Source organism: Mesobacillus maritimus (assembly GCF_023715205.1).
GTDB classification, from domain to species: domain Bacteria; phylum Bacillota; class Bacilli; order Bacillales; family Cytobacillaceae; genus Mesobacillus_B; species Mesobacillus_B maritimus_C.
The window spans coordinates 1-23,311 of sequence record NZ_JAMBNR010000009.1 but is presented as its reverse complement, the minus strand read 5'-3'; the positions used below and the strand labels follow the sequence as shown (position 1 = coordinate 23,311).

Here is a 23,311-nt window from a genome sequence, read left to right as displayed (position 1 = left end):
TTTCTGTTAAAAAAAGATTGGGCTCTCTTCATCTACGACCGCATAACCACCAATTTTATCAACCTCAGCCTTAAAGCGTTCCGACTGGATAACAGCTCGTAACCAACGCCCTTGTTCACTTTCATAAAAAGCCTTTGTCATCAATAAATCATACGATTCATCCGCCACCGGGATAAAATCAAGATTCATCGCTTTTGCCGCAGGATAGATTCCAAGTCCGACCGCATTCTCATTGCCTTTGACTTCCGCTGCAACACTTAAATGCGAGAACATTTCACGGTCATATCCATTGATCTGTTCCGGCGATAGATCCTGCTCTTTTAACAGCATATCAAATAAAATCCTTGTGCCAGCACCTTTTTGTCGATTGGCAAAGTCTGCTTGGGATTCTGCCAGATCACCGATGCCTTCTACTTGCAATGGATTGCCTTTCGGTACCATCCATCCTTGCGTCCGTTTTAAAAATGGGTACAACACGACTTCTTGTCCAGCAAGAAGTTTTTTTACATATGATACATTATATTCCTTCGTATCCGGGTCAAGCAAATGAATGCCCGCTACATGAGCCTCTCCTTTTCGAATCGCCATGACTCCGGCCATACTTCCAACATGAGAAGAGACAATTTTCATGTCTTCACGTTCCCATTTAAGCTGAGAAGAAAGCAAATCAATCGTCAAATCATGACTTCCCGAGAAGACGATTGCATTTTTAATTTCTTCTAGTGGACGAAGTAATTCAATTTCAACGCTCTCCCCCTGTTCATATCCAAGCAACTCAGGTGGAACAACTAACAGTCCATCTGCTCGGACAAGAGACATCGTTACTCCTGCTGCACGGGTTAATGGATTGGCAATAAACTGTCCGTTCACATAGCCGATATTCATTCGAATGAAATCTTCCGCTCCCATGGTTGAAACGATCCGGCGGCCTAATTTCACTTCAGCTGTTTGCCGTTTCGGAACTGGAACCTGCAAGTACTTACAAACAAGTGGTTGAACAAACCACTCTAGTGCTAAATAAGCAGAAACTGGATAACCTGGCACACCAACAACGATTTTCCCGTTAATTTCTCCAAGAATCACAGGCTTTCCTGGTCTTGTTGCAACACCATGCGTAAACACCGTACCTAATTCAGATAAAATATGAACTGTGTAATCCTTAGAACCTGCAGAAGAACCTGCATTGATTACGACAATATCTGATAACTCAACCGCGTCTAAAAGCGCTGCTCTAATATTCTCTGGTTCATCACGAACGATCTTTTTAAGGTCAGGCTCGCCGCCCCACTCTTTGATATAGTTGGCAAATACCGTCCCATTAAATTCAATGATTTTCCCCGCTGACAAAGAAGCATCTGCTTCCACCAATTCACTGCCTGTCGGAATAATGGTCACCAGTGGTTTTTTCGCAACAGGTACCTCTGTGATTTGCGCGGCCAACAGTGCGCCTAAATCGGCTGGACGCAACTTATGTCCTTGGGGGAATAGCATTTCCTCTTGTACAATATCTTCCCCAATCGGACGAATGTGTTGCCATGGTGTAGCTGGATCAATGATTTCAATTGTATCTTCATCAATGATTTGCACATTTTCAATCATAATGACAGCATTAAAGTGTTGTGGAATCGCATTACCGGTGTCCACATAAACAAATTGTTCGCCCTTTTTTAAATGAAGTGGTCTTTGTTCATGCGCTTCATACGTTTCCTCTGCGTTAACCGCCACCCCATCCATTGCAGAAGCATGATAATGCGGCATTGAAACATTTGCAAACACAGGTTTCGCTGTAACCCTGCCTAAAGCATCGCTTGTTGGGATGAGTTCGGTTTCCGGTGACAAGCGAGCGGCTTCGAGAATTTCCTTCAGTGCTTCTGCTCTTGGCTTGTCTTCCAAATAAATTTTCCGTCTATATCTCTGTTCATCCATTTTCTAGGCTCCCCCTTATTTCGATGCTAAAACAGGTACATAGTCTCCCTGTGCGATTCCTTCTTTTTCAGAACCAATTTCAACTATCCCATCGCTTTTCACCAACGTGGTGATCAACCCGGATTTACCGATGATTGGATCTGCCCACCATTCTCCATCCTTCTCGACTAGGCGTACACGAATATAGTCCGAACGCCCAGGGGATGAAGCAATGTTTTTCGTAATGCGTGCAAAGATACGCTCTGGTTTCTTTTCTGAACGCTCCCCTTGTAGCTTTTTAACAATCTTCTCCCCAAACAATCTAAAAATGATCATCGCTGAAGCAGGATGTCCTGGCAATCCAATTACCGGCTTTTCATTCGCAACTGCTAGAATGGTCGGTTTCCCAGGCTTAATTGATATACCGTGAACAAATACTCCTGGGTCGCCTAAAGACTGAATCACTTCCGTCGTATAATCCTTAGCACCGACTGAACTGCCTCCTGATAAAATTAACAAATCCGCTTGCTCATAAAGCTCGCGGGCTTTGGCTGCAAAAACTTCATAGTCATCCGTCGTAATCCCACCATAAAAAACCTCGACACCCCATTCACGAGCAAGTCCAGAAACGGTTAAATAATTGATATCACGAATTTGGCCAATTTCAAGGATCTTGGTATCGTAAGGAACAATTTCGTCTCCAGTTGATAAATAAGCCGCCTTAATAGGACGGTATACTTTCACTTTGGAAATGCCTAGGGAAGCAAGAGCCCCAATTTCCTGTGGTCGAAGCTTTGTCCCCGCTTCGAGAAGCACTTCTCCTTCGCGAATATCCTCACCAGCGCGAATCACATTTTCCCCAGGGGCGATTTGTTTATATGTATTTAACAAACCACCAATCTCTTCACAATGTTCAATCATTAAAACGCTGTCACTGCCAGCCGGGAGCATCCCACCGGTTGGCACATAAATCGCTTCGCCTCGATTTAACGGGTGGGTAGCTGCTTCTCCCATTTTCACTTCCCCGGTTACTGTTAAAAAGCCTGGCATCGATTCGGATGAACCATACGTATCTTTGGCCATGACAGCATATCCATCGACCGTTGAACGGTCAAACCCAGGAACATTTTCCGTTGCAACGATTGACTCCGCAAGGATACAGTGTAGCGCTTCTTCTAAAGAACGGACGGACACCTCCCTTATTTTTGGAATGTTCTCCTCAATTAAGGCTAAGGTTTCCTCCACTGTTTTCACTTTAAAGAATTGCATCTCCACTCCACCCTTTCGTCTGCCGCATCTTAGTTCCTTGTTTCTAGGCGTTTTTTCGCTTCCTCATATTCTTCCGGAACATTCATATTAAAAAAGATTTCTTCCAAACTACCATCACAATAAGCTTGCAAATCGACTTCCTCTGGATAGCGCACATTTAGTTTTTCTAATAGATGAATCATCCGTAACCGATCTTCCTGTAAACATTTTTCAATTTCAGCTACAATTCTTTTTTGGTAGGCTGCAAATAATGGGTGCTTTCTTCCCCCAATCACAGGAACCATGGCATCATAATGCTTTAGGTTTTGAACCAGAGTTCCAGCAAGCTCAGCCGAAACAAACGGCATATCACATGCGACAACGATGTTTTCTTCATAATCAGAAGCCGCAAGTCCAGCATGAATACCTGCAAGAGGTCCTTTGCCTGGATACACGTCCGAAACCATCTTGATGTTCAAAAATGAATAATCTTCAGGATGATTTGTTACTAATATGATTTCATCAAAAAGAGAACTAAGTTCATCCTTAATTCTCTCAATATTTGTTTTTTCATTAAAAGGTAGAAGGGCCTTATTGGTTCCCATTCTACTTGATTGACCACCCGATAAAATAATGGCTCCGGCTTTCATTTATTGCACCTTCTTTTCCCTAATTCGCAGTATTCTGATCCGTTGCTGCTCCGTATCCATTATCTTGAGCAATAAAATCAAGGTGGATACTGTTTAAATCAAGAATAGCAGAAGAAGGTTTGGAAATGAATTGTCTCGTATCAATGACCTTTAAATAACCATGGCATTGATCGCACACTTGTAACTGGGACGTTGCGTCTCCTTCAACCGAGATAAATTGGATTGTTTTAGAATCCTCATTTCCGCAGTGTGAACATACAACGCGCTTTTCTGGCCATTGAACCAAACAGCGTGGACAATGAACGACCTTTTTCCCATTTTCCTCAAGTTGTGCTAAGCGCACGGGTTCACCACAAACAGGACAGCCAGCTCCATGGACAGCATGAGTAATCTCAGGCTGCAGTTTCTCTGCGACTAACTGTAAATAAGGTCTTAAAGCTGTTTCTGCTAAAAATGGTGCCATCCACCCTTCCAACTCATGCTCTTGGGCAAACTGTTGAAAATAGAACTGGTTAACAGCAAAAGCCTCATCAATCCAGCGAATCGCTACTTCCTCATTTAACAATTCCCTAACTTTGCCCAACTTTCCTTCTAATTCCGGATTTTTCTTCACAATTAATCTATTTATCTCATCTATCCACTGTATGAATAGGGGAATATCAAAATCAATAGCCGTCAGAGCAGCCGCTGGCACACCTGATGCTAATGCTGCCTGATCCAATTTCGGTTGAATCACATCTGGGTTCAACACCTGCTTCCACTGCTCTTGTAGCTTAATAATCTCTTTTTGTAGGTTCGTGTATTCCTTTGAAACAACGGATTTTTTCATCCTTGATACACCTCTTTCAATTATACAATCCCGTATCTTAACTGCTTTTCACTTATCCTAATACATGTTGCAGAAACTATATTTCTTTTTTACAGGAATGGCTGTCTTGATACAGACAGCCATTTTGACCATTAATTTATTTTTTAGTGTAATGATTGAATTCAACTTTTGGTGAGGCTACGTATAAATCTCCTCCGCTTTTCTACTTGTCCAGCTTCGGTTTTAGCGACTAGTGGACTCCGCTGGACAGTCGCCTCCGCTTTTCTTGTTATGCACCTGTTGGTTTTTTCATTTCTTTCTCAATATCTACATCTGGGAAGTTGCCTTTTTCCACTTCTTCTTCGTACCATTCAGTATAATGATCCTTTGCCCACCATGCAGGGACTTCTCCAGTAATGACTCCTTTAAATCCAGGTCTTGAATTTTTATGAATCACGCTTAGGTAGATATGGCCTAAAGCAACCGCAAAAGCAAGACCAAAGCCTACATTATGCAAGAAGTACCCCCATTGGACAAGTGCCTTTGGGAATGCGTCTGGAAACCACATCGTAAATCCTGAACCAATTAAGAGAATGGCACAAACGATTTGTAAAACCGAGTTAATCTTCTCACCAGCGTTTAAGAAGGATTGTTTTACATGTTTAAACTTCAAACCAAATAGATCCTTCACAAACTCAGTAAAAAATTGCAAATCACGCTTTTTCCAGGTTACGAGTTCTTTCATCCAATTGAAAAAACCTTTTGGGTCAAAAATTAACATAATAATTGTCGGCAAAATAAACGTGACCGCAAAAACTCGGTGGAGGAATCGTGCATTTTCGGGACCTCCAAAAAGAACATATAGCCAGTCAAACCACTCCGTATACATTGGCAAGGCCGTTAAATAAAGAGCAAAAAAGGAAATACCATTGACAGCATGTGCAACAACGAACCCCTTGGAAAAACGTTTTACTTTTATCTGGGTACCTAGTTGATTACTCATGGCTGCCACCTCCATCCCTATTTTCTTGGTTATTCTTCTTATCAAAGAATTTGTTAGCAACAAATGCACCAGCTAAAGCCATCGCTACACCACCGACCATTGCCTTGCCGATTGGTTGGGCATAGTCTTTCCAAAGGACAGCCGATGTTGGTACTTTTGGATTTTCAGGCATTCCATAAACGGAAGGCTTTTCAGTCAAAACGTAAATGGTATGTGTACCACCAACGCCTTTTGGATTATAGACATTCGCGTTTGGATAACGGTCTTTGATTTCTTGAACACGTTTTTCCGCCTTTTTAATCATCGCTTCTTTTTCGCCAAACTCCATTGCTTCCGTATGGCACGTTGTGACACATGCTGGCTGTAGCCCTTCCTCTAAACGATCGGTACACATCGTACACTTATGCGCCTTACGGTATTCGTCTCCATTTTTATCTTTATATGTTTTAAGAGAAATGACATCAAACGGACAGTTTTGCACACAATACCCACAGCCTACACAAGTATCTTGATCGATGACGACTGTACCAAAATCGGTATAGCTGATCGCATTCTCTGGACAAACCTTTTCACATGCTGCATCTGTACAATGGTAGCAAGAGGAGTGACGGAAGAGATAGTCTAACTTCCCTTCTGAATTCTCATGCTCAACAAAGGTTAAGACGTTCCATGTATCAGCCGATACATTGGCATGTGACTGCATCGTCCCCAGGAAATCCTGGGGTTCTGCAGGTAGGTCATTCCAGTTTTTACAGGCAACCATACAGGCTCGGCAGCCATCACATTTCGTTACATCGACGTATTTCACATATTCAGTAGCCATTAGTCAGCCCTCCTTACATTACAGAGGAATGCTTTATATTCCGGTATTGTTGAGTTTGCATCCCCGACATGTGGTGTTAGCCGGTTTGCGGTATCTCCTGTTGCAAATCCTTTAAACCCAAAATGCCAAGGCATTCCAATGTGATGTACTTTTTGTCCTTGGATGGTATAAGGCTTAAATCGTTTTGTCACCATTGCATACGCCTCAATTTCCCCTCGGGCCGAGCTGACAATGACCTTATCCTTATTTTTGATGCCTTTTTCTTTTGCTAACTCTTCACTGATTTCGATGTACATATGTCCAACTAATTCAGAGAGCCATTCTTGATTTCGTGTCATCGAGCCAGATTGCCAGTGTTCACTAACCCGATACGTTGTTGCTACGATTGGGAACTCTTTGGAATTTCCTTTGAGATTAAATTCACCCTCAATAATTTGAACAGCTGGGTTGATCTCTTGGCTTGAGAATGCGTTTGTAACCGGGCTTTCAAATGGCTCATAGTGCTCAGGTAATGGTCCATCATTTAAGTTACCTGCAAAGATGCCGGCAACTCCATCCTTGGTCATGATAAATGGATTGTCCCCACCGGGGTCTTTCGGTGACTTTGCAGGAACGAAGTCTGGGACATCATTTCCAACCCATAACTTCTGGGAAGCATCCCACCAAATAACCGCTTTCTCCTTGCTCCATGGCTTTCCATTTAAGTCCGCAGATGCACGGTTATAGAGAATTCGGCGGTTTGCTGGCCATGCAAATGCCCAGTTTAGATAATTTCCGCCGCCTGTATCTTTGTTGTCACGGTTTTTTGCACGGTTCTTGCCTTCTTCTGGATAGAAACCTGAATAAATCCAGTTCCCACAGCTTGTTGATCCATCATCCATTAGCGCTGCAAAGCCTGGTAAAAGCTTCTTTGTCTTAAGGTCATAACCGTTGATTTCTTTACAAACCAAATCGATATCAGGGTGGTGACCTTTGCCATAGTTCCAGTACAGTGCATTGACTGGTTTTGCAATCGCAGTCTTTTCATTTTTGTATAATTCCTTGATGTTTTTCATCAACATATGGATGATTTCAAGGTCTGCCAATGATTCACCCTTGGGATCTATTGCTTTCCAACGGTATTGCATCCAGCGAGAAGAGTTCGAGACACTTCCCTCTTTTTCATAAGAAGATGCCGCAGGGAGGAAGAACACTTCTGTATCAATTGTTGATGGATCGCTACCAGCTTCTTTTTGCCAGAATGCTGATGACTCTGTTTCCCAAAGGTCAGCGGCCACCAACCATTTTAAGTTGCCCAGTGCTTCTTTTTCCTTACCAGCGTTTGGACCACCGACTACAGGGTTTGTACCAAAAAGGAATGCACCTTCGATTTCACCTTTATACATCGCATTAAATAGATTGATATGCGAATAGTTTTTGTTTCCTTTTGGCAGGTACTCGTAACAGAAGTCATTTTTCTTACGAGCATTTGGACCATACCAAGCTTTTAGCATACTTACCATGAACTTCGGTTTATTACTCCAGTATCCACTAGGAGGGGTTTCCTTTTCGTTATATCCTGCAAGGGTAGCATGCTCAGGAATAGCCTTTGGTGCCCCAACATATCCAGGAAGATCTCCGAATAGAAGCCCAAAGTCCGTGGATCCTTGAACGTTTGACTCCCCACGCATGGCATTGATTCCTCCACCAGGAAGTCCGATATTTCCTAGTAACAACTGAATAATTCCGAAGGCACGCACGTTTTGTGTACCTACTGTATGTTGAGTGGTTCCCATTGCATACATGATCGTCCCTGATTTGCCAACCTGTCCTGTTGAACAGAAAGCCTCACAAATCTTTACATAATCTTCTTTGTTTGTTCCGGTAACAGAAATGACAGTATCAACATCATAACGGTCATAATGTTTTTTCATTAACTGGAATACAGACCGTGGATGTTTCAGGGTCTTATCTTCTTTTGGTGTTCCATCTTCATTTGTTTCAAAAGCCCATTTTGTTTTGTCATATGAACGTGTTGCTTCATCATATCCGCTAAATAAACCATCATTAAAATCATAATCTTCCTTTAAAATAAACGAAGCATTTGTATAGTGAGCCACATATTCTTTGTGGTAAAGTTCATTATCAAGCGCGTACTTAATCATTCCACCTAAAAATGCGATATCCGTACCTGAACGAAGCTGCCCATATAAATCCGCTTTTGCAGAGGTTCTTGTAAAGCGTGGGTCAACAGAAATCAGCTTTGCGCCTCTTTCTTTCGCTTTTGTCAGCCATCTAAAAGAAATTGGATGATTTTCCGCAGGGTTTCCACCCATAATTAAGGCACAATCTGTATTTTGGAGATCATTCCAATGGTTGGTCATTGCGCCACGACCTACTGTAGGTGCCAGACCGGCAACCGTAGAGCTGTGTCATATTCGTGCCTGGTGCTCTAAATACGTAACGCCAAGCCCTCTCATCATTTTTGCGAGCAAATACGTCTCTTCGTTATCAAGAGCTGCTCCTCCTAAGCTAGCAATCGCTTCGGTCTTATTTACTTGAATTCCGTTTTCTTCAACAACAAAAGATTTATCACGTGTTTCTTTTACACGTTGGGAAATGGTTTTGTACATCCAGTCCCAATCTTTTTCTACCCATTTATCACTGCCAGGAGCACGATACATTGGTTTAGTGACACGTTTTTCAGAAGTGTACACTTGGCGAATCGTGGTTCCTTTACTACAGAGTGTTCCTTCGTTTACCGGACTATCCGGATCCCCTTCTGTATAAACGACGGTTTTGTCGTCTGTGTGCACCAAAATCCCACACCCAACACCGCAGAATGCACAAATGGTTGGTGTTACATTTGTTTTGGCAATCTTAAATTCTTTAGATGTGGCATGTACTTCTTTTTCATTGAAGCCTAATTCGACTACAGCTAATGTTGCTGCAGTTGCCCCAGTCAACTTTAAAAATTGCCGGCGATTGAGATTGATTTCAACCATCTCTCTCTCTCCTTCCCAAATTATGATTAAACAGCCCTAATCCCTATTAGTACGATTAATTGAAAACAGTGAGACCTCACCCCTTTCAATTGGTTTTTCTGCAACAGTTGATCCTGTTACGTCATCGTAAATTCTGCCAGTTGAAGTATACACGTTGGCCATTTTCCCTCTTAAATAACCGACTACCTCAATTTGGAGAAATCTCGCCAATTGAACAGCCTGCTTAGTCGCCGCTGTCCTAGATCCAATAACTGGAAACCCAAACTTTGCTGCTTTCGAGAGCATTTCATATGAAACTCTTCCAGTTGTCAATAACACAAGTCGCTCAGGTTGTAATCGCTTTCTAATTGCGTGACCGATCACCTTATCGACCGCGTTATGACGACCAATGTCTTCACGAACGACTATTTCACCATCTTCATGGATGATACAAGCGCCATGCATCCCACCAGTTTCCAAATACAAAGGCGAGTTTTGTGCAAATTCACTACGCTTTTTTAAAAGGTAACTTAAAGCATATTGCTCGTTTGATTTTACCTTTTGGAAGCTTTTCACATCTGTCATCGAAAAGAAAGTCACGCCACGACCACAACCAGCCGTATAATGCTTTTTCTTTGAAAACATGTGCTTAGGATCAAAATCATTATTTAAGGAAACATGTAAAGTTCCCGTTCCTTCTTGAAAATTGACAGCATCAATATCCTCTGCCCGATCAATTAATCCCTCCGAAAAGAGATATCCATAAGCCCAATCTACTAAATCCTGACTTGTTAACTGAAAAACAGCAATTTCAAACCCATTTACAACCAAATTAATTGGATATTCATCAGGACAACCCTTTTTGAGCATGTTCTTCACCCCTTAAACGTTTGCCCTCCAAGTATTGTTGCTACTGGTTTTCACAACCCTCTTAAGGAAATGGCCAACGGTTTAATTGTTCCCCTAGTATTCTAGAAATTTTAAATACGAAAATCTGTATTATTTATCACAGTTTTAACTGTGACAATAGAAATCTATTAAGGTGTCTCTAGTTCCAATTTACAGGAAAACAAAGGGCATCACTGTGTCATATGTTACAAACCAATATCGAAATTTTGACAAATTTGTGTAGGAGTTTTTTCCCACTCCGTTATTTATGGGTTTATTGCTAAGGCTGTTTTCGTAAAATTTGTTGTTTCAACTTTAAGCTGATCTTAACGCGAAATAAGCCTTTCTCTGCGTTCCTACTTAGTTTGTAAGCTCCTTTCTCATCCTTTATATTTCTTTAAAAAAACAACAATCTTTGAGAAAAGAGCGATAAAAAACACATAGAATATCCTAATGAAAACTTGAATGGTTATCAGTTACTTTTATCACCGCTTGCAAAATCGTAAGGATGTTTATCGAGAGAAAAGAATCCAACCAACTTTCTTTGTATCGACTGAAACGAGTGGTATAATCTTGAAATAGAACCCAAATGCCTGTACATATAGGAAGAACAAAGGAGGACGAAAGAAATGACTTTAAAAAAGGTGTTAACAATTGCAGGGTCTGATTCCAGCGGTGGTGCTGGTTTACAAGCAGACTTGAAAACCTTCCAAGAGCTCGGTGTTTATGGTATGAACGCTGTGACATCGATTGTTACCATGGATCCTAATGACTGGCATCACGTTGTCTTTCCGCAACCGGTTGAACATGTCGAAAAACAATTGGATACGATTTTATCCGTTGGAATTGATTCGATGAAAACAGGCATGCTTGGTTCAGTGGACATTATTGAACTCGCTGCACGAAAAATTGACGAATACAAGCTTGATAAAGTGGTCATCGACCCGGTTATGGTTTGCAAAGGTGAAGATGAAGTTCTTATGCCAGAAAATACAGATGCCATGAGAGAATTATTGTTGCCACGCGCAACGGTGGTAACACCAAACTTATTTGAAGCATGGCAATTAGCGCAAACTGGACCAATCAAAACAGTGGATGATATGAAAGAAGCCGCTGCAAAAATTCATGACCTCGGAGCGAAATATGTCATGATTAAAGGTGGCAGCAAACTTGAACATGAAAAAGCAGTTGACTTAATGTATGACGGCAAGGAATTCCACTTATTTGAATCTGAGAAATTCAATACAACCTATACTCATGGTGCTGGTTGTACCTTTGCTGCTGCCATTGCAGCAGGACTTGGAAAAGGATTACCTGCAGAAGAAGCCTTCAGCGTCGCAAAAGATTTCGTTTCAGAAGCAATTAAGCATGGATTTAAGTTAAACCAGTTTGTTGGCCCAGTAATGCACGGTGCCTATACTCGCATTGGGGCTGGCCGCAAAGCGTAATCAACGAAACTGGCTGAAAGGAGGAGAAGAACCTTGGATCCAGTGAATATCCAATCTGTACAAGAAGCCCTCGATGGATTTTTAAATAAAGAGGTTTATGTCCATCTTGAAACAACGAATGGTGCATATGCATCCCATCATAATGAAAAGTTTTTCTCAGCAGGCGCTTATATGCGTAATGCGAACATCACTTATGAACGCGCGAAAATTACCGGAGATGGACCTTACCGCGTTGGCCTTAAAATTCCGTTTGGATGGGTGTATGCGGAAGGCATCACACATTATGAAATCGATGCAAAAGGCAGATTACTGCTTGCAGGCCACGACTTTGATGGCAAGCTCGCCGTTGCTTTACAAATCAGTTTAACCCCATTTGAATAGGAAAAGCGCAAGCGGCCGATTCTACGGGCAGAACCATTCTCGAAGTGATACTACTTCGAATGAATTTTTTTAAAAAAGGAGTGTGGATAGAGTGGAAAAGGAACGGCAAGTATTGGTTGTTTTCCCTCACCCAGATGACGAAGCATTCGGTGTCTCTGGCACGATTGCTTCACACGTCAATATGGGGACACCTGTTACCTACGCCTGCCTCACTCTTGGTGAGATGGGCCGAAACATGGGCAACCCTCCATTCGCCAATCGGGAGACATTGCCAAGTATCAGAAAGTATGAATTAAAAGAATCTGCGCGTGTCCTTGGAATCCAGGATCTGCGGATGTTGGGCTATCGGGATAAAACGGTGGAATTTGAAGATCAAGAGAAGTTGGCGAAACAAATTTCTGACATGATTGCAGAACTAAATCCGTCACTCATCATCACTTTCTATCCTGGTTATTCGGTTCACCCCGACCATGATGCGACAGGTGCAGCGGTTGTCAAAGCAGTTGAACAGCTTCCTGTAGGTCAGCGACCGAAACTTCATTGTGTCGCTTTCTCGAATAATTGTGTCGAAGAGCTTGGTGAGGCGGACATCGTTCATGATGTGAGCGCGGTTGCTGATCAAAAAATCGACTCCATTAAAGCTCACCAGTCTCAAACGCAATTAATGATTGAGGGAATGGCTGAAGGTTTGAAACAGCAGGATCCTGAGGTATTAGCTCGAATCAATTTTGAACGCTTTTGGACTTATCAATTTTAAGAAAAGGCCACCTATAGCCCTTATTGGTGACTATACTCGTGACACCAGGTACAAGAAGGTCACCAATCAGACTTGTTGGTACCTAGAACTAAGCGAAAACAAAAAGCCCAAGGCCCTACCCTAAACCTGATGGCTTAGGGCCAATCAAAACCTGACCTATCCTATAGGTCAGGTTTTTTGTTTTCCTCTCTTCACCTCCGATTCACAAATCTTTCACAAAACCTCCTCGAAAGTGTGAGGCCCATCACATTTCCACCACACTCCAAGCGTTAGGATGAAATTGTAAATTCATCAAAGGGGGGAAAACGGCAATATGCCAAATTCAGTTGCTAGCTTTATTATTTGTGCTGTTATTGGTTTTGGAATTGGTTTCGCAGGCTTTGAGTGGCTTGGGAAGGACGATGTAGCTCCTACTGCCACTCAAACTGAAACCGCAAGTGAAACTGAGACACCCGCTGCAGAAAGTCCAGCAGCAGAGGAAACCGAACAACCTGCTGCCGAACCGGTTGCTGCAAGCGGGGAAATTTTAAATACGAAAGGCTGCTTATCTTGTCACTCCGTTTCATCTCTTGATTTACAAGGTGGAGCGACTGGACCTGATTTGTCCAAAGCATTTAACGAAGTAGAAGGAAAACATGGAAAACCACTTACAGAATTCCTAAAAGAACCAACTTCTGCTGTTATGTCATCCGTGATTGGTGGAAATCCACTATCTGAAGAAGAAATTCAACAAGTCGTCGAAGCTCTGAAAGATGCTTCAGAAAAGGAATAAAGGTTTCAGAACGAGTTCTTTAAAAAAATGATCTTAAGGTGGTGCAATTGCATGAAGAAATGGGTACCTCCCGTTGCTGGTCTTGTAACCGGTTTACTGGCGGCGACTGTATTTTTTGCAGACTTCTCGCCTTCTCCGGCTACACAAGCAACCGCTGACGCAACTGGAGATAAAAACAAAACAAATGCTGAAAAAGTCTATGTTCCATTTGGTGAAAAAGATGAGTACTATTTAATGGCCTCTGGTGGACACTCTGGTCAAATGTTTATTTATGGAGTTCCATCCATGCGTCACATTCGTACAATTCCAGTGTTTACACCCGATCCAGCAACAGGTTACGGCTATGATCAACACTCAAAAGAAATGTTAGGTGGATTCACATGGGGAGACCTCCATCACCCAGCTTTATCCGAAACCGACGGGGATTATGATGGAAAATACTTGTTTGCTACAGACGTAGGAAATAGCCGTGCAGCGGTTATGAACCTCGAAACCTTCACAACAAAAGATATCATTGATGTTCCAAACACAAGCGGTCCACACTGTGCTGCATTTGTGACAGAAAATACAGAGTACATGTTCCTCCCTACTCGCTTTGCCGTCCCGATTGGACATGAATATGCTTCACTAGACGATTATAGTGATCAGTACCGTGGCGTTATGTCTGCCGTTACTTTTGATGAGAAAAAAGAAAAATTAAACATTGCCTATCAAGTCGCTCTCCCACCATGGTCTTATGACCTATCTGATGCTGGGAAAGGCATGTCAAGTGACTGGGCTGTTATGACCACTTATAACACAGAAGAAGCAACGACGAACCTTGAAATTAACGCATCACAAGCTGACCGTGACTATATTGTTCTTTTCAACTGGAAAGAGCTTGAAAAGATGATTGCAGATGGAGAGTACGATGAAGTAACAGGTCAAAAAATGATCTTCCCTGAAAAACATAAAGGTGGCATTTATCTTGTCCCTGTTGCCAAATCACCACACGGCGTTGACGTTACTCCTGACGGAACACGCTTTATTGCATCTGGAAAACTTGCTCCAGCCATGACGGTCTTCTCTTTTGAAAAAGCCTTCGCTGCCATTGAAAAGGAAGAGTTTGCTGGCGAACGCAATGGAATTCCAATTTTAAACTATGAATCTGTTATGGAACGTGAAGTCGACCCAGAAAATGCACTTGGACCGCTTCATACTCAATTTGATGATGCAGGAATGGCTTATACAACAATGTTCATTTCGTCTGAAATTGTGAAATGGGATCCAAACACTGGGGATACATTGGACCGTGTTCCTGTTCAGTACTCTCCTGGCCACTCTGTAGCGGCAGAAGGAGATACAGTCGCGCCGGACGGAAAATACATCATTGCTCTGAACAAGTTGGCAAAAGATAGTTATCTTTCTGTCGGTCCGTCACATCCAGAATCGATGCAATTAATTGACTTAAGCGGTGAAAAAATGGAAGTCATCCAATCTGCACCGGTTAACCCTGAACCGCATTACGCGCAAATGATTAAAGCCGATAAAATCAAGACGATTTCCGTTTACGACAAGGACGAAGGCAATCCAAACGCCGTTTACAACCAAGAAGAAACAAGAATCGAGCGCAAAGGCGACGAAGTCCACGTTTACGGTATTGCCATGCGTTCAAAATTTATCTTTGATGCAAAAGCAGAACGTCCTGACGTGATTGAGGTGAATAAAGGCGATAAAGTCTTTATCCACTTAACCAATATCGACTTCGACCAAGATATCACACATGGCTTTGCCATCAATGGTTATGACCTAAACATGGAGGTTCAACCTGGTCAAACCAATACAATTGAATTTACAGCAGAAAAAGCGGGTACTTTCCCACTTTACTGCACAAACTTCTGTTCTGCACTACACCAAGAAATGACTGGCTATTTCCTAGTAAAACCGTAATTCATTCAGTAGGAATGGGGTATCGAATTCGTTTGATGCCCTCTTCCTATTAAGACTATTTTTGGAAAAAGCCATTCTTTTAAAAGACTGTTTTCGTAAATTATTTTGTTAAAATCCTAAAGCCAACTTTAACGTGAAATAAGCTTTTCACTAAATTACTACTTAGTTTGTATGCTCTTTTCTCACCTTGTAAACGATCTTTAGAAAGGAATCCTAGCTAAATTAATCTATATTTCCTTTAAAAAGCAATTAATCTACGAGAAAAGAGGCCCTTAAAAATAACTTGCAGGCTCTTTGCTCATAATTAGTCGTTGTTAGTTCGGCTTAAAAAGGACCATTTAAAAAGCGACAAGGATTGAGAATAGAGTCTCTTTAAGAAAGGCGTGTAAGGCATGAAAGGAACAAAACTTTCAATATGGTCATCTGTAATCATTGCGTTTGCTGCCCTTCTCATCTTCGCTTCCCTCTTCTTTCCATGGTGGCGAATGGAATTTTGGGCACCACAGTATCCTGAAGGGCTCAACATCATCGTTTATCCAGATAAATTAGAAGGTGAAATTGATAATATCAATTCACTTAATCATTACATTGGCATGAAAAATTTTAGTGAAGAGAATTTTCCAGAATTAAACTATCTACCCTACTTAATTGGAGGTTTAGCTGTCCTCGTCCTTCTAGCCGCAATTGTTCGTAAAAAAGGCTATTTGTTTACCATTATCGGCCTCTTTACTGTTGGTGGCGTATTAGGTGTCTGGGATTTAAGACGATGGTTGAAAGACTTCGGAACCAACTTGGACCCAATGGCACCAATTGACATGGACCCTTTTGTTCCCCCAATTTTAGGAGAAAACATTGTAGCTAACTTTACGACTTATAGCTCGTTACAAACCGGTTCGTTTCTCGTTGTCGCTGCGTTTATTCTCTTACTCATTCCCATATGGAAGGATCGAAGAAGATGAAAAAAATCCTGAGCCTGCTCGTTCTGTTTGCCTTAATCCTTGGCCCCTGCAGGCCAGGTGCAGCAACAGTCAATCTCCAAACACTCATTGACAAATCAGAACCTGGGGCAAAAATCGAACTCGAAAATACAACATATGAAGGAAACATTACCATTGATAAGCCCCTTCACTTAATTGGCCAAGAAAAAACCGTCATCAAGGGAGATGCTACCGGAAATGTCGTTTCCATCCGTGCCGAAGGGGTCACAGTTGAAAATATGGCCATTGAAAACAGCAGTATGGACCGCAACAGCTCAGAAGAATATGCGGCCGTAAAAGTCTATACAAATGGCAATACCCTAAGAGATCTAGCCATTAAAGACTCGTTTCATGGCGTTTATTTAAGCAAAGCACATGAAAATACCATTGATCATGTGAAAGTCATTGGTAGTGGCAAAGGGGAAATTGCCGCCCAAGGAAATGGGCTCCATATCTATTATTCGAATCAAAACGTACTAACCAATAACGAAATCGAAGGCACACGTGACGGAATGTTCTTCGACTATGCTGATGGCAACATTAGTACAAACAATAAAATTTCTCACACAAGGTACGGCCTGCATTATATGTATTCGAACCGAAATGAATTTAAAAACAACATATTCACGTTTAATACAGGCGGAGCAGCAATCATGCACTCCAATGAACTGAAGCTCGAAAACAATCAATTTGTCTTTAACTATGGGCATCGTTCATTTGGACTTTTACTATTATCGGCAAATGATAATCAAATTGAAAACAATACTTTCTACATGAATCAGAGAGGGTTATATATAGATCAAGCAACGCGCAACCTCATCCGAGGAAATCAAATCTATCAAAATCAAATTGGGATTGAACTATGGGCAAGCTCCAACGAACAAGTTTTCACTGAAAATACAATTCACGACAATACCCTTCCGGCTGTTACCTTAGGTGGGCAAGGCCACAACAGTTGGAGTAAAGATGGAATCGGAAACAATTGGGGCAGTTCATTTCCACTGCTCGACTTAGACCAAAACGGAATCGGTGATCATTCGGCCGTCTATCAATCTTCTCTCTATGAACTGATTGAAGAGCAAGAACTCACCTATCTATTTTTAAAAAGCCCAGCAATTACCGTTTATGAAAAAATGCATCAATTACTGAATAACAGCAAAACCATGTTTGAGGACGACCACCCACTCGTGCAATCAACTAATCATCATACTTATTTATGGGCTGCTCTCTCACTCGCACTTGGTTTGCTAGTCTTTTATAAAATTTGGTCCCTGCGAAGCGAACGAATTCAACAAAACAAGGGGAAATGAAGATGAACTACATTTGGAAAGAATGGAAAGAAAGTATTCGAAGCAAAGGCCTTTGGCTATCACTAGCGATTATGATCATTGTCTCTTTACTCATGCTTTCTAGATCGTCTGGACATGGCGTAGAGCAAGGCTATTATATTTTGATCATGAATTTATTTGAGAGTCTCCTCTATTTTATTCCGATCCTCTGCCTTTTCCTTGGGGCGTTTTCCGTCTTCCAAGAAAAAGAACAGAAGACATTAGTGATGCTATTAACGAAACAAGAAAGCACATTTACCTTTTTATTCAAAAAAAGTATCGCCCTGCAAACTGTTTTGATCGTCCCAGTTTTCATTTGGTTTTTCCTTTACTTGGTTCCGCTAAAATTTTTCTTTCAGGTCCAACTAACGGATTACGGTTTCCTATTAGCCACCATTATTGGATTAATGCTCGTGTTTACCCAACTAGGTGTGTTGATCGGCAGTTATAGTCGCTCAAGAATGCAGATAGCCGGGATTGCCGTCATTATTTGGTTTTACTTCTTTTTCTTACACGATTTTGCCTTATTGTCGGTGCTTCCGAATATTACACATGACAATGTCCAATTGTTTTCCGTGGCTTATTTCTTAAACCCTATTCAGACGGTGCGGATGTTTTTAGAATCAGGCCTTGGCATCTACTCATTTGGAAACATGTCAAGATTACTAGAATCCTTTATGTGGCTGACACCATCATTGTTTTTCCTTTTTAATTTACTGTTTTGGCTGATCCTTTCATTTGCCGGAGCAGTGCTATTCCACCGCAAGGAGGGGTTTGAATGATCGAAGTAACAGGACTAACGCAATCCTTTGGTAAAAAAAATGTGCTCGACGACGTCTCCCTTACAATTGAACAAAAAGAGGTTTGTGCACTCGTTGGTCGAAACGGGGCTGGGAAATCTACTTTTATCAACAGTCTACTTGGGCTTTTACCAATTAAGACTGGAAAAATTCTTATTAAAGGGACAGAACAGCGGAAAAGCAAAAATGAGATTGCTTATTTACCAGAAAAGTTCATGCTATACCCAACTTTAACTGGTTATGAAAATATGGTTTTCTTTGCAAAAGCGGCTACCGGTCATGCCGAGGAAACAAAAATGAAGGAGATTCTAACTGCTGTTCGACTCTGGGATGACAAAGACATCCCAATTAAAGGCTACTCAAAAGGAATGCTCCAACGCCTTGGCTTGGCCGTGACGCTTTATCAGGACTCCGATATCATCATTTTAGATGAACCAACGAGCGGCATTGATCCGATGGGACGTAAAGAAATTTTGGAGATTTTAAAAGGCCTTAAAAATAAAACGATTCTCTTATCTTCACATCATCTCGATGAAATTAAACAACTCTGTACGCATGTTGCTTATTTAGATGGAGGAAAGATCACGAAATATCCTGTCCAACAATTTATCAAGCTCAAACATTTAGGAGGAATGAACACATGAAAAAAAGGTCCACACTAATCGGATTGATTCTCCTACTCACATTAGCGGCATGCAGTAGCAGCCCTAAATGGGAAGTAGAAGTCACTCAAGCACCGTCGTTTATAAAAGCAAAAGAAGCCCGAATGGAGATTTCAGTCCGTGAAGATGGCACCCCTGTTTCTGGTCTTGAGATTACGGCTGAATTAGCCATGGTCGAAATGGACCATGGTACACTGGAAGTTCAATTTGAAGAAGTGGAGGATGGGTCTTACGCAACGAAAGTGAACATCCCCATGGCGGGAAGTTGGGAAGCTCTTTTAACGATGAAAAATGGCAGCACAGAAGTCGAAAAGGTTGTTGAACTTGATGTCAAAGAAGCTGGCGGGGTCGCTACAATTAATGGCGAGTGGATCACAAAAGAAGATGTTGCGTTTTACCAATTTATCAATGAGCTTCATATCGAAATGGCCCGTGAAACAGACCGTGAGAAATACACAGGCGAGGCCCTAGATGAAGCAATGGCTTACTGGGATGCTCAAGAAAAAATGAATGAAAACCAAAACATGCTCGTTGCCCAAATCATCCGCTTACGTGCCATGGCCATGCTTGGAGTAGAAAAAGGCCACCAAGCAGCAGAAGCCGAAATCAAGGCTGAAGTTGAAAAAGTTCGAAAGCAATATGAAGGTTCAAAAGTTGCGCAAGAACTGATTGCTAAATATGGGGAAGAAAAGTTCTGGAACTATCAACAAACACAATATGAAAAGATTGTGTTAACTCAAAAGGTCCAAGACGACGTAATTGAGCTGGTAAAAGAAGAAAATCCTAAAGCGAGTGAACAGGAAGTTCAATTCACCGCCCAGAAAAAATACGAAGAACTGCTCGTCTCTCAAGTAGATTCGTTGGAAATTGAACTGTTGTAAATGGAAGCAGATTCTCTTCTTTCCACCAAAAACACACAACCATATGGCTGTGTGTTTTTGATTTTGTGATTACTTCGCTATTCTGCCAAGGCAGACAAGTTCACCCGATAAAGCTTATCATCTTCCTCTAATGGTGTTCCTCGTCCATCGGTATTATTGCTGACAAAATAGAGCTCACTACCTTCTAACCAAACATCTCGAATTCTTCCTAACCCTGTCACCAATTCATTTGTTGTCTTCGTTTCTAGGTCGAACTCGCGGACGCTATTGCCCCGTAATGTCGCTACATAAAGCTTGCCTTCTGAAACAACCAAACCTGAAGGAGCCCATGTATCGCTCCCCGAGTGGAACAGCGGTTGTTCTAGTCCTTCTAATGACTGATCTCCGACTATTTTTGGCCAACCATAGTTTTTCCCTGCTTCAATGACGTTGATTTCATCATGTGCATTTGGACCATGTTCACTGGCATACATCGTTCCATCCTCAGCCCACCCTATTCCTTGAGGGTTGCGATGACCATAGCTATATACATAAGAATCTGGAAACGGATTATCTTCCGGAACAGAGCCATCTACGTTCATCCGTAGAATCTTCCCTGCTAGTGACTTTAAATCTTGTGCTAAATCCGGCTGTGAGGCGTCTCCTGCGGTCGCATAAAGTTTGCCATCTGGTCCCAACGCAAGCCTGCCACCATGATGGACTCGATCACTTGGAATCTGATCAAGCAGCACTTTCGTTTCGTGCCATTCATTCCTATTTAATGATAGTTCCACAACCCGATTAAATTGCTGATCATTCTCTCGGTATGTATAATAAGCAAATGCTTTCTGTGAATGGTCAAAGTCTGTGGCCAACACAAAACCTAACAATCCCGCTTCAGGAACTGTACTGGCAATTTCCTTCTCGAGCACAACGTTTTGTCGAGTTTGCCCGCCATTTTCTACTTTTACGACTGAACCAACGCGTTCACTAAGATAAAACGTGTCATTTCTTTTATTCATTGCCCAGGGAATACGCAGGTTTTTCGCTAAGGCATCTGCCTCCACAGGCTCCACAACTGCTACAGGTTCTTCACTTGGTTTTGTCTGCTCAGATTGTTCTTGATTCTCACCTGAGCACCCAACAACGAATAACATCATTAAGAACATTCCAAAACACTTTTTGTACAATTCAACTCAACCTTTCCTCAAGCATTGAGGCGAAGGATGTTAGTTCATGCTGTTTACAATACCTCTAAAATTGCCTTCCCAACGCCACTTTCATCATTAGTCGCTGTAACGACATCACACTCAGCCTTGATTGCATAAGAAGCATTCTCCATCGCAACTGCTCTGCCAACACGACGAAGCATTGACAAGTCATTTTCATTATCGCCAATCGCCATTGTTTCAGACATTTCGATGCCTCTTTCTTTCACAAACGCTTCAAGCGCCACACCTTTTTGTGCTTGTTGGCTCGTTATTTCAATATTCAAATGGCCAGATGAACTAATCGCTAAACCGTCTTGGTTTTGAAGAAGTTCTTTCCCCCGCGCTTGCTCCTCTTCACTCAATGAAAAAGCAAGAAACTTATACACTTGAAATTCATCATCTTCAAAGATCATTTCATAGTTTTCAACAACAGAAACCAAGCCTTTTACAAATCGCTCCTTTGCTCCTTCAACAAGCAAATCCATCGACAATTCAGGATTTGCACTCGCAAAAATATCAATGATTGCGGAAATGCCTTTATCCTCATTGTCAGTATATGTTCCTTTATTCGTATACACTTCGAAATAGATTCCCAAGTCACGAAGAATAGCTGCTGCTTCTTTCGCTTGCTGTTTTGTTAATGGGTTGGTAACGACGATTTCTCCCTCTGGCGTCCGAACTTCTGCCCCATTCACGCCAATAACTGGACACTTCAATCCTGCTTCTTCCAACACAAAAATTGCTTCTTGATAAGAGCGTCCCGTTGCGACTACGACTTCAACGCCTTGCTCCTGAGCCTTTAAAATTGCTGCCTTGTTTTCTTCTGTGATTTTTTGATATCCGTTCAACAATGTTCCGTCCATGTCAGTTGCAATGCATTTAATCATGTTTTCACCTTCACTATCTTTTATAATTATATTCTGTCCTATTCTAACATGAATCCTAGTAAGTCTCTTCTTAACTGATTACTCTTTTGGTAAATGTTTACTTCCCTCACGGACACTCAAAGGCGCCAATGAGTGACTTTGAATAAAATTTCGAACGGACTCTGGATTGGTTTTTGAATACTCACGAAGCGCCCAACCGATGCCTTTTTGGATAAAAAACTCCTTGCTAGCTGCATTTAATTTTATGTAATGATATAGTAGCTCTTCATTCGTTTGTTCTTTGTATTTTAATTGAAAAATAATCGCCGTTCTTCTTAACCATAAATTTTCGGAAACCGCCCAAGTGTCGATGACTTCTGCAATCAACTCAGGATGGTTAGCAACAATCGTTCCTACAGGTTTCTGTGCCAAAGTATCAACCGAATCCCACCATGATTTTGTCGTAAGCAACCTGTGCATCAAATCAATATCACTCTTCTCCAACTTCTTGAGTGACCGAACGATATAATCAATCGCCACCATTTGACATTCTCTTTCTGGTTGGTCATATAACGCTAACACAAACGATTCCTCAAAAGGTTCTTTTAATAGTTCGGTTTCGCGAAAAAATTCATTCGCAATCTCTCGCCGTTGGGGCGTTTTGATCCCAAAGAAAGGGAAATGGTTCTTCATATAACGAGCCATTTGCTCAGCATTCTCAGGATTTGCATTCGCTGCCAACCGACCTCTCAAATCTTCAACAAATTGTTTCATGTTATTGGCTCCTTACATTGTATTCATTTCTATTCTACCTAAAAGGCTGATCGTAAAGATTGTTGTTAAAATCCTAAAGCCGATTTTAACGATATAGTAGCCATTTCGTATGTTTAAAATTAGGTTTGCAAGCTCTTTTCTGTGAAAATAAATTAAGGGTTTAAACCCTATCTTTTTTGATAACAATGTTAATAATTGAATTTAGTCAATAGGAAACTAGGGCTACCGTATTTTACGGTCTCCTGTATAACTTCCTTA

Annotated in this window: 21 protein-coding genes and 1 pseudogene; 10 read left to right on the top strand and 12 right to left on the bottom strand. The window is 41.6% G+C overall.

Annotated elements, in window-relative coordinates:
• Positions 1–6: 6 nt before the first annotated feature.
• From M3182_RS13850 to fdhD, 9 genes and pseudogenes are all read right to left on the bottom strand, one after another.
• The gene (locus tag M3182_RS13850) at positions 7–1,926 is read right to left on the bottom strand and encodes a molybdopterin biosynthesis protein (protein ID WP_251558509.1); all 1,920 of its coding nucleotides are present in this window, start codon (positions 1,924–1,926) and stop codon (positions 7–9) included.
• A 15-nt stretch (positions 1,927–1,941) separates the two neighbouring features.
• Positions 1,942–3,174, bottom strand: coding sequence for a molybdopterin molybdotransferase MoeA (locus tag M3182_RS13845; RefSeq protein WP_251558506.1), 1,233 nt, complete (start codon positions 3,172–3,174; stop codon positions 1,942–1,944).
• A gap of 29 nt (positions 3,175–3,203) precedes the next feature.
• Positions 3,204–3,803 carry a molybdenum cofactor guanylyltransferase gene (gene mobA, locus M3182_RS13840; protein WP_251428071.1) on the bottom strand — a complete coding sequence of 200 codons (600 nt, stop codon included), beginning with the start codon at positions 3,801–3,803 and terminating at the stop codon, positions 3,204–3,206.
• Between the two features lie 19 nt (positions 3,804–3,822).
• Positions 3,823–4,632, bottom strand: coding sequence for a formate dehydrogenase accessory protein FdhE (locus M3182_RS13835; RefSeq protein WP_251428074.1), 810 nt, complete (start codon positions 4,630–4,632; stop codon positions 3,823–3,825).
• Between the two features lie 268 nt (positions 4,633–4,900).
• On the bottom strand, positions 4,901–5,614 hold the full coding sequence (locus tag M3182_RS13830) for a formate dehydrogenase subunit gamma (protein WP_251428077.1): 714 nt from the start codon (positions 5,612–5,614) through the stop codon (positions 4,901–4,903).
• Positions 5,607–6,437: a 4Fe-4S dicluster domain-containing protein gene (locus tag M3182_RS13825; RefSeq protein ID WP_251428080.1), complete on the bottom strand. Its 831-nt coding sequence runs from the start codon at positions 6,435–6,437 to the stop codon at positions 5,607–5,609. The genes M3182_RS13830 and M3182_RS13825 overlap by 8 nt, the downstream gene beginning before the upstream one ends.
• Positions 6,437–8,836 (bottom strand): annotated as a pseudogene (gene fdnG / locus M3182_RS13820) (formate dehydrogenase-N subunit alpha); the annotation flags it as partial. The pseudogene fdnG and the gene M3182_RS13825, both read right to left, overlap by 1 nt.
• 12 nt (positions 8,837–8,848) lie before the next feature.
• Positions 8,849–9,421 (bottom strand): twin-arginine translocation signal domain-containing protein, encoded by a 573-nt coding sequence (locus M3182_RS26605; protein ID WP_490715554.1) that lies wholly within the window; start codon positions 9,419–9,421, stop codon positions 8,849–8,851.
• Positions 9,422–9,457: 36 nt separating this feature from the next.
• Entirely contained in the window at positions 9,458–10,270 is an 813-nt protein-coding gene (gene fdhD / locus M3182_RS13815; RefSeq protein WP_251428083.1) for a formate dehydrogenase accessory sulfurtransferase FdhD, read from the bottom strand.
• A 647-nt stretch (positions 10,271–10,917) separates the two neighbouring features.
• Between fdhD and pdxK the strand changes: the two genes are divergently transcribed.
• The 10 genes from pdxK to M3182_RS13765 all read left to right on the top strand — a co-directional run bounded on the left by pdxK (position 10,918) and on the right by M3182_RS13765 (position 20,223).
• Positions 10,918–11,736 (top strand): pyridoxine/pyridoxal/pyridoxamine kinase, encoded by an 819-nt coding sequence (gene pdxK / locus M3182_RS13810; RefSeq protein ID WP_251428086.1) that lies wholly within the window; start codon positions 10,918–10,920, stop codon positions 11,734–11,736.
• A 33-nt stretch (positions 11,737–11,769) separates the two neighbouring features.
• Complete coding sequence (locus M3182_RS13805; RefSeq protein WP_251428088.1) at positions 11,770–12,117, top strand: YojF family protein; 348 nt, start codon at positions 11,770–11,772, stop codon at positions 12,115–12,117.
• Between the two features lie 91 nt (positions 12,118–12,208).
• Complete coding sequence (gene bshB2, locus M3182_RS13800; RefSeq protein WP_251428090.1) at positions 12,209–12,874, top strand: bacillithiol biosynthesis deacetylase BshB2; 666 nt, start codon at positions 12,209–12,211, stop codon at positions 12,872–12,874.
• Between the two features lie 313 nt (positions 12,875–13,187).
• Positions 13,188–13,646: a c-type cytochrome gene (locus M3182_RS13795; protein ID WP_251428092.1), complete on the top strand. Its 459-nt coding sequence runs from the start codon at positions 13,188–13,190 to the stop codon at positions 13,644–13,646.
• Positions 13,647–13,697: 51 nt separating this feature from the next.
• Positions 13,698–15,575, top strand: a complete 1,878-nt coding sequence (gene nosZ / locus M3182_RS13790) for a Sec-dependent nitrous-oxide reductase (protein WP_251428094.1) — start codon at positions 13,698–13,700, stop codon at positions 15,573–15,575.
• A gap of 392 nt (positions 15,576–15,967) precedes the next feature.
• Positions 15,968–16,534, top strand: a complete 567-nt coding sequence (locus M3182_RS13785) for a hypothetical protein (protein WP_251428096.1) — start codon at positions 15,968–15,970, stop codon at positions 16,532–16,534.
• Positions 16,531–17,862, top strand: coding sequence for a nitrous oxide reductase family maturation protein NosD (nosD, locus tag M3182_RS13780; protein WP_251558505.1), 1,332 nt, complete (start codon positions 16,531–16,533; stop codon positions 17,860–17,862). Before M3182_RS13785 ends, nosD begins: the two co-directional genes overlap by 4 nt.
• 2 nt (positions 17,863–17,864) lie before the next feature.
• On the top strand, positions 17,865–18,662 hold the full coding sequence (locus tag M3182_RS13775; RefSeq protein ID WP_251428101.1) for an ABC transporter permease: 798 nt from the start codon (positions 17,865–17,867) through the stop codon (positions 18,660–18,662).
• Positions 18,659–19,324 carry an ABC transporter ATP-binding protein gene (locus tag M3182_RS13770; protein WP_251558503.1) on the top strand — a complete coding sequence of 222 codons (666 nt, stop codon included), beginning with the start codon at positions 18,659–18,661 and terminating at the stop codon, positions 19,322–19,324. Before M3182_RS13775 ends, M3182_RS13770 begins: the two co-directional genes overlap by 4 nt.
• Complete coding sequence (locus tag M3182_RS13765; protein ID WP_251558501.1) at positions 19,321–20,223, top strand: FixH family protein; 903 nt, start codon at positions 19,321–19,323, stop codon at positions 20,221–20,223. The genes M3182_RS13770 and M3182_RS13765 overlap by 4 nt, the downstream gene beginning before the upstream one ends.
• A gap of 77 nt (positions 20,224–20,300) precedes the next feature.
• Here the strand turns inward: M3182_RS13765 and M3182_RS13760 are convergent, their stop codons facing one another.
• From M3182_RS13760 to M3182_RS13750, 3 genes are all read right to left on the bottom strand, one after another.
• Positions 20,301–21,371, bottom strand: coding sequence for a PQQ-dependent sugar dehydrogenase (locus M3182_RS13760; protein WP_432806712.1), 1,071 nt, complete (start codon positions 21,369–21,371; stop codon positions 20,301–20,303).
• 74 nt (positions 21,372–21,445) lie between these two features.
• Complete coding sequence (locus M3182_RS13755) at positions 21,446–22,300, bottom strand: Cof-type HAD-IIB family hydrolase (protein ID WP_251428109.1); 855 nt, start codon at positions 22,298–22,300, stop codon at positions 21,446–21,448.
• Between the two features lie 78 nt (positions 22,301–22,378).
• Positions 22,379–23,053 (bottom strand): DNA alkylation repair protein, encoded by a 675-nt coding sequence (locus M3182_RS13750; protein WP_251558497.1) that lies wholly within the window; start codon positions 23,051–23,053, stop codon positions 22,379–22,381.
• Positions 23,054–23,311 lie beyond the last annotated feature (258 nt).

What these genes read in the sequence shown, in the direction of transcription:
- M3182_RS13850 (WP_251558509.1), bottom strand. Translation starts at nt 1,926, where the DNA reads ATGGATGAACAGAGATATAGACGGAAAATTTATTTGGAAGACAAGCCA.
- M3182_RS13760 (WP_432806712.1), bottom strand. Translation starts at nt 21,371, where the DNA reads ATGTTCTTAATGATGTTATTCGTTGTTGGGTGCTCAGGTGAGAATCAA.
- M3182_RS13785 (WP_251428096.1), top strand. Translation starts at nt 15,968, where the DNA reads ATGAAAGGAACAAAACTTTCAATATGGTCATCTGTAATCATTGCGTTT.
- M3182_RS13755 (WP_251428109.1), bottom strand. Translation starts at nt 22,300, where the DNA reads ATGATTAAATGCATTGCAACTGACATGGACGGAACATTGTTGAACGGA.
- fdhD (WP_251428083.1), bottom strand. Translation starts at nt 10,270, where the DNA reads ATGCTCAAAAAGGGTTGTCCTGATGAATATCCAATTAATTTGGTTGTA.
- M3182_RS13830 (WP_251428077.1), bottom strand. Translation starts at nt 5,614, where the DNA reads ATGAGTAATCAACTAGGTACCCAGATAAAAGTAAAACGTTTTTCCAAG.
- M3182_RS13750 (WP_251558497.1), bottom strand. Translation starts at nt 23,053, where the DNA reads ATGAAACAATTTGTTGAAGATTTGAGAGGTCGGTTGGCAGCGAATGCA.
- M3182_RS13795 (WP_251428092.1), top strand. Translation starts at nt 13,188, where the DNA reads ATGCCAAATTCAGTTGCTAGCTTTATTATTTGTGCTGTTATTGGTTTT.
- nosZ (WP_251428094.1), top strand. Translation starts at nt 13,698, where the DNA reads ATGAAGAAATGGGTACCTCCCGTTGCTGGTCTTGTAACCGGTTTACTG.
- M3182_RS13835 (WP_251428074.1), bottom strand. Translation starts at nt 4,632, where the DNA reads ATGAAAAAATCCGTTGTTTCAAAGGAATACACGAACCTACAAAAAGAG.
- M3182_RS13765 (WP_251558501.1), top strand. Translation starts at nt 19,321, where the DNA reads ATGAAAAAAAGGTCCACACTAATCGGATTGATTCTCCTACTCACATTA.
- M3182_RS13845 (WP_251558506.1), bottom strand. Translation starts at nt 3,174, where the DNA reads ATGCAATTCTTTAAAGTGAAAACAGTGGAGGAAACCTTAGCCTTAATT.
- M3182_RS13825 (WP_251428080.1), bottom strand. Translation starts at nt 6,437, where the DNA reads ATGGCTACTGAATATGTGAAATACGTCGATGTAACGAAATGTGATGGC.
- mobA (WP_251428071.1), bottom strand. Translation starts at nt 3,803, where the DNA reads ATGAAAGCCGGAGCCATTATTTTATCGGGTGGTCAATCAAGTAGAATG.
- M3182_RS13775 (WP_251428101.1), top strand. Translation starts at nt 17,865, where the DNA reads ATGAACTACATTTGGAAAGAATGGAAAGAAAGTATTCGAAGCAAAGGC.
- nosD (WP_251558505.1), top strand. Translation starts at nt 16,531, where the DNA reads ATGAAAAAAATCCTGAGCCTGCTCGTTCTGTTTGCCTTAATCCTTGGC.
- M3182_RS13770 (WP_251558503.1), top strand. Translation starts at nt 18,659, where the DNA reads ATGATCGAAGTAACAGGACTAACGCAATCCTTTGGTAAAAAAAATGTG.
- M3182_RS26605 (WP_490715554.1), bottom strand. Translation starts at nt 9,421, where the DNA reads ATGGTTGAAATCAATCTCAATCGCCGGCAATTTTTAAAGTTGACTGGG.
- pdxK (WP_251428086.1), top strand. Translation starts at nt 10,918, where the DNA reads ATGACTTTAAAAAAGGTGTTAACAATTGCAGGGTCTGATTCCAGCGGT.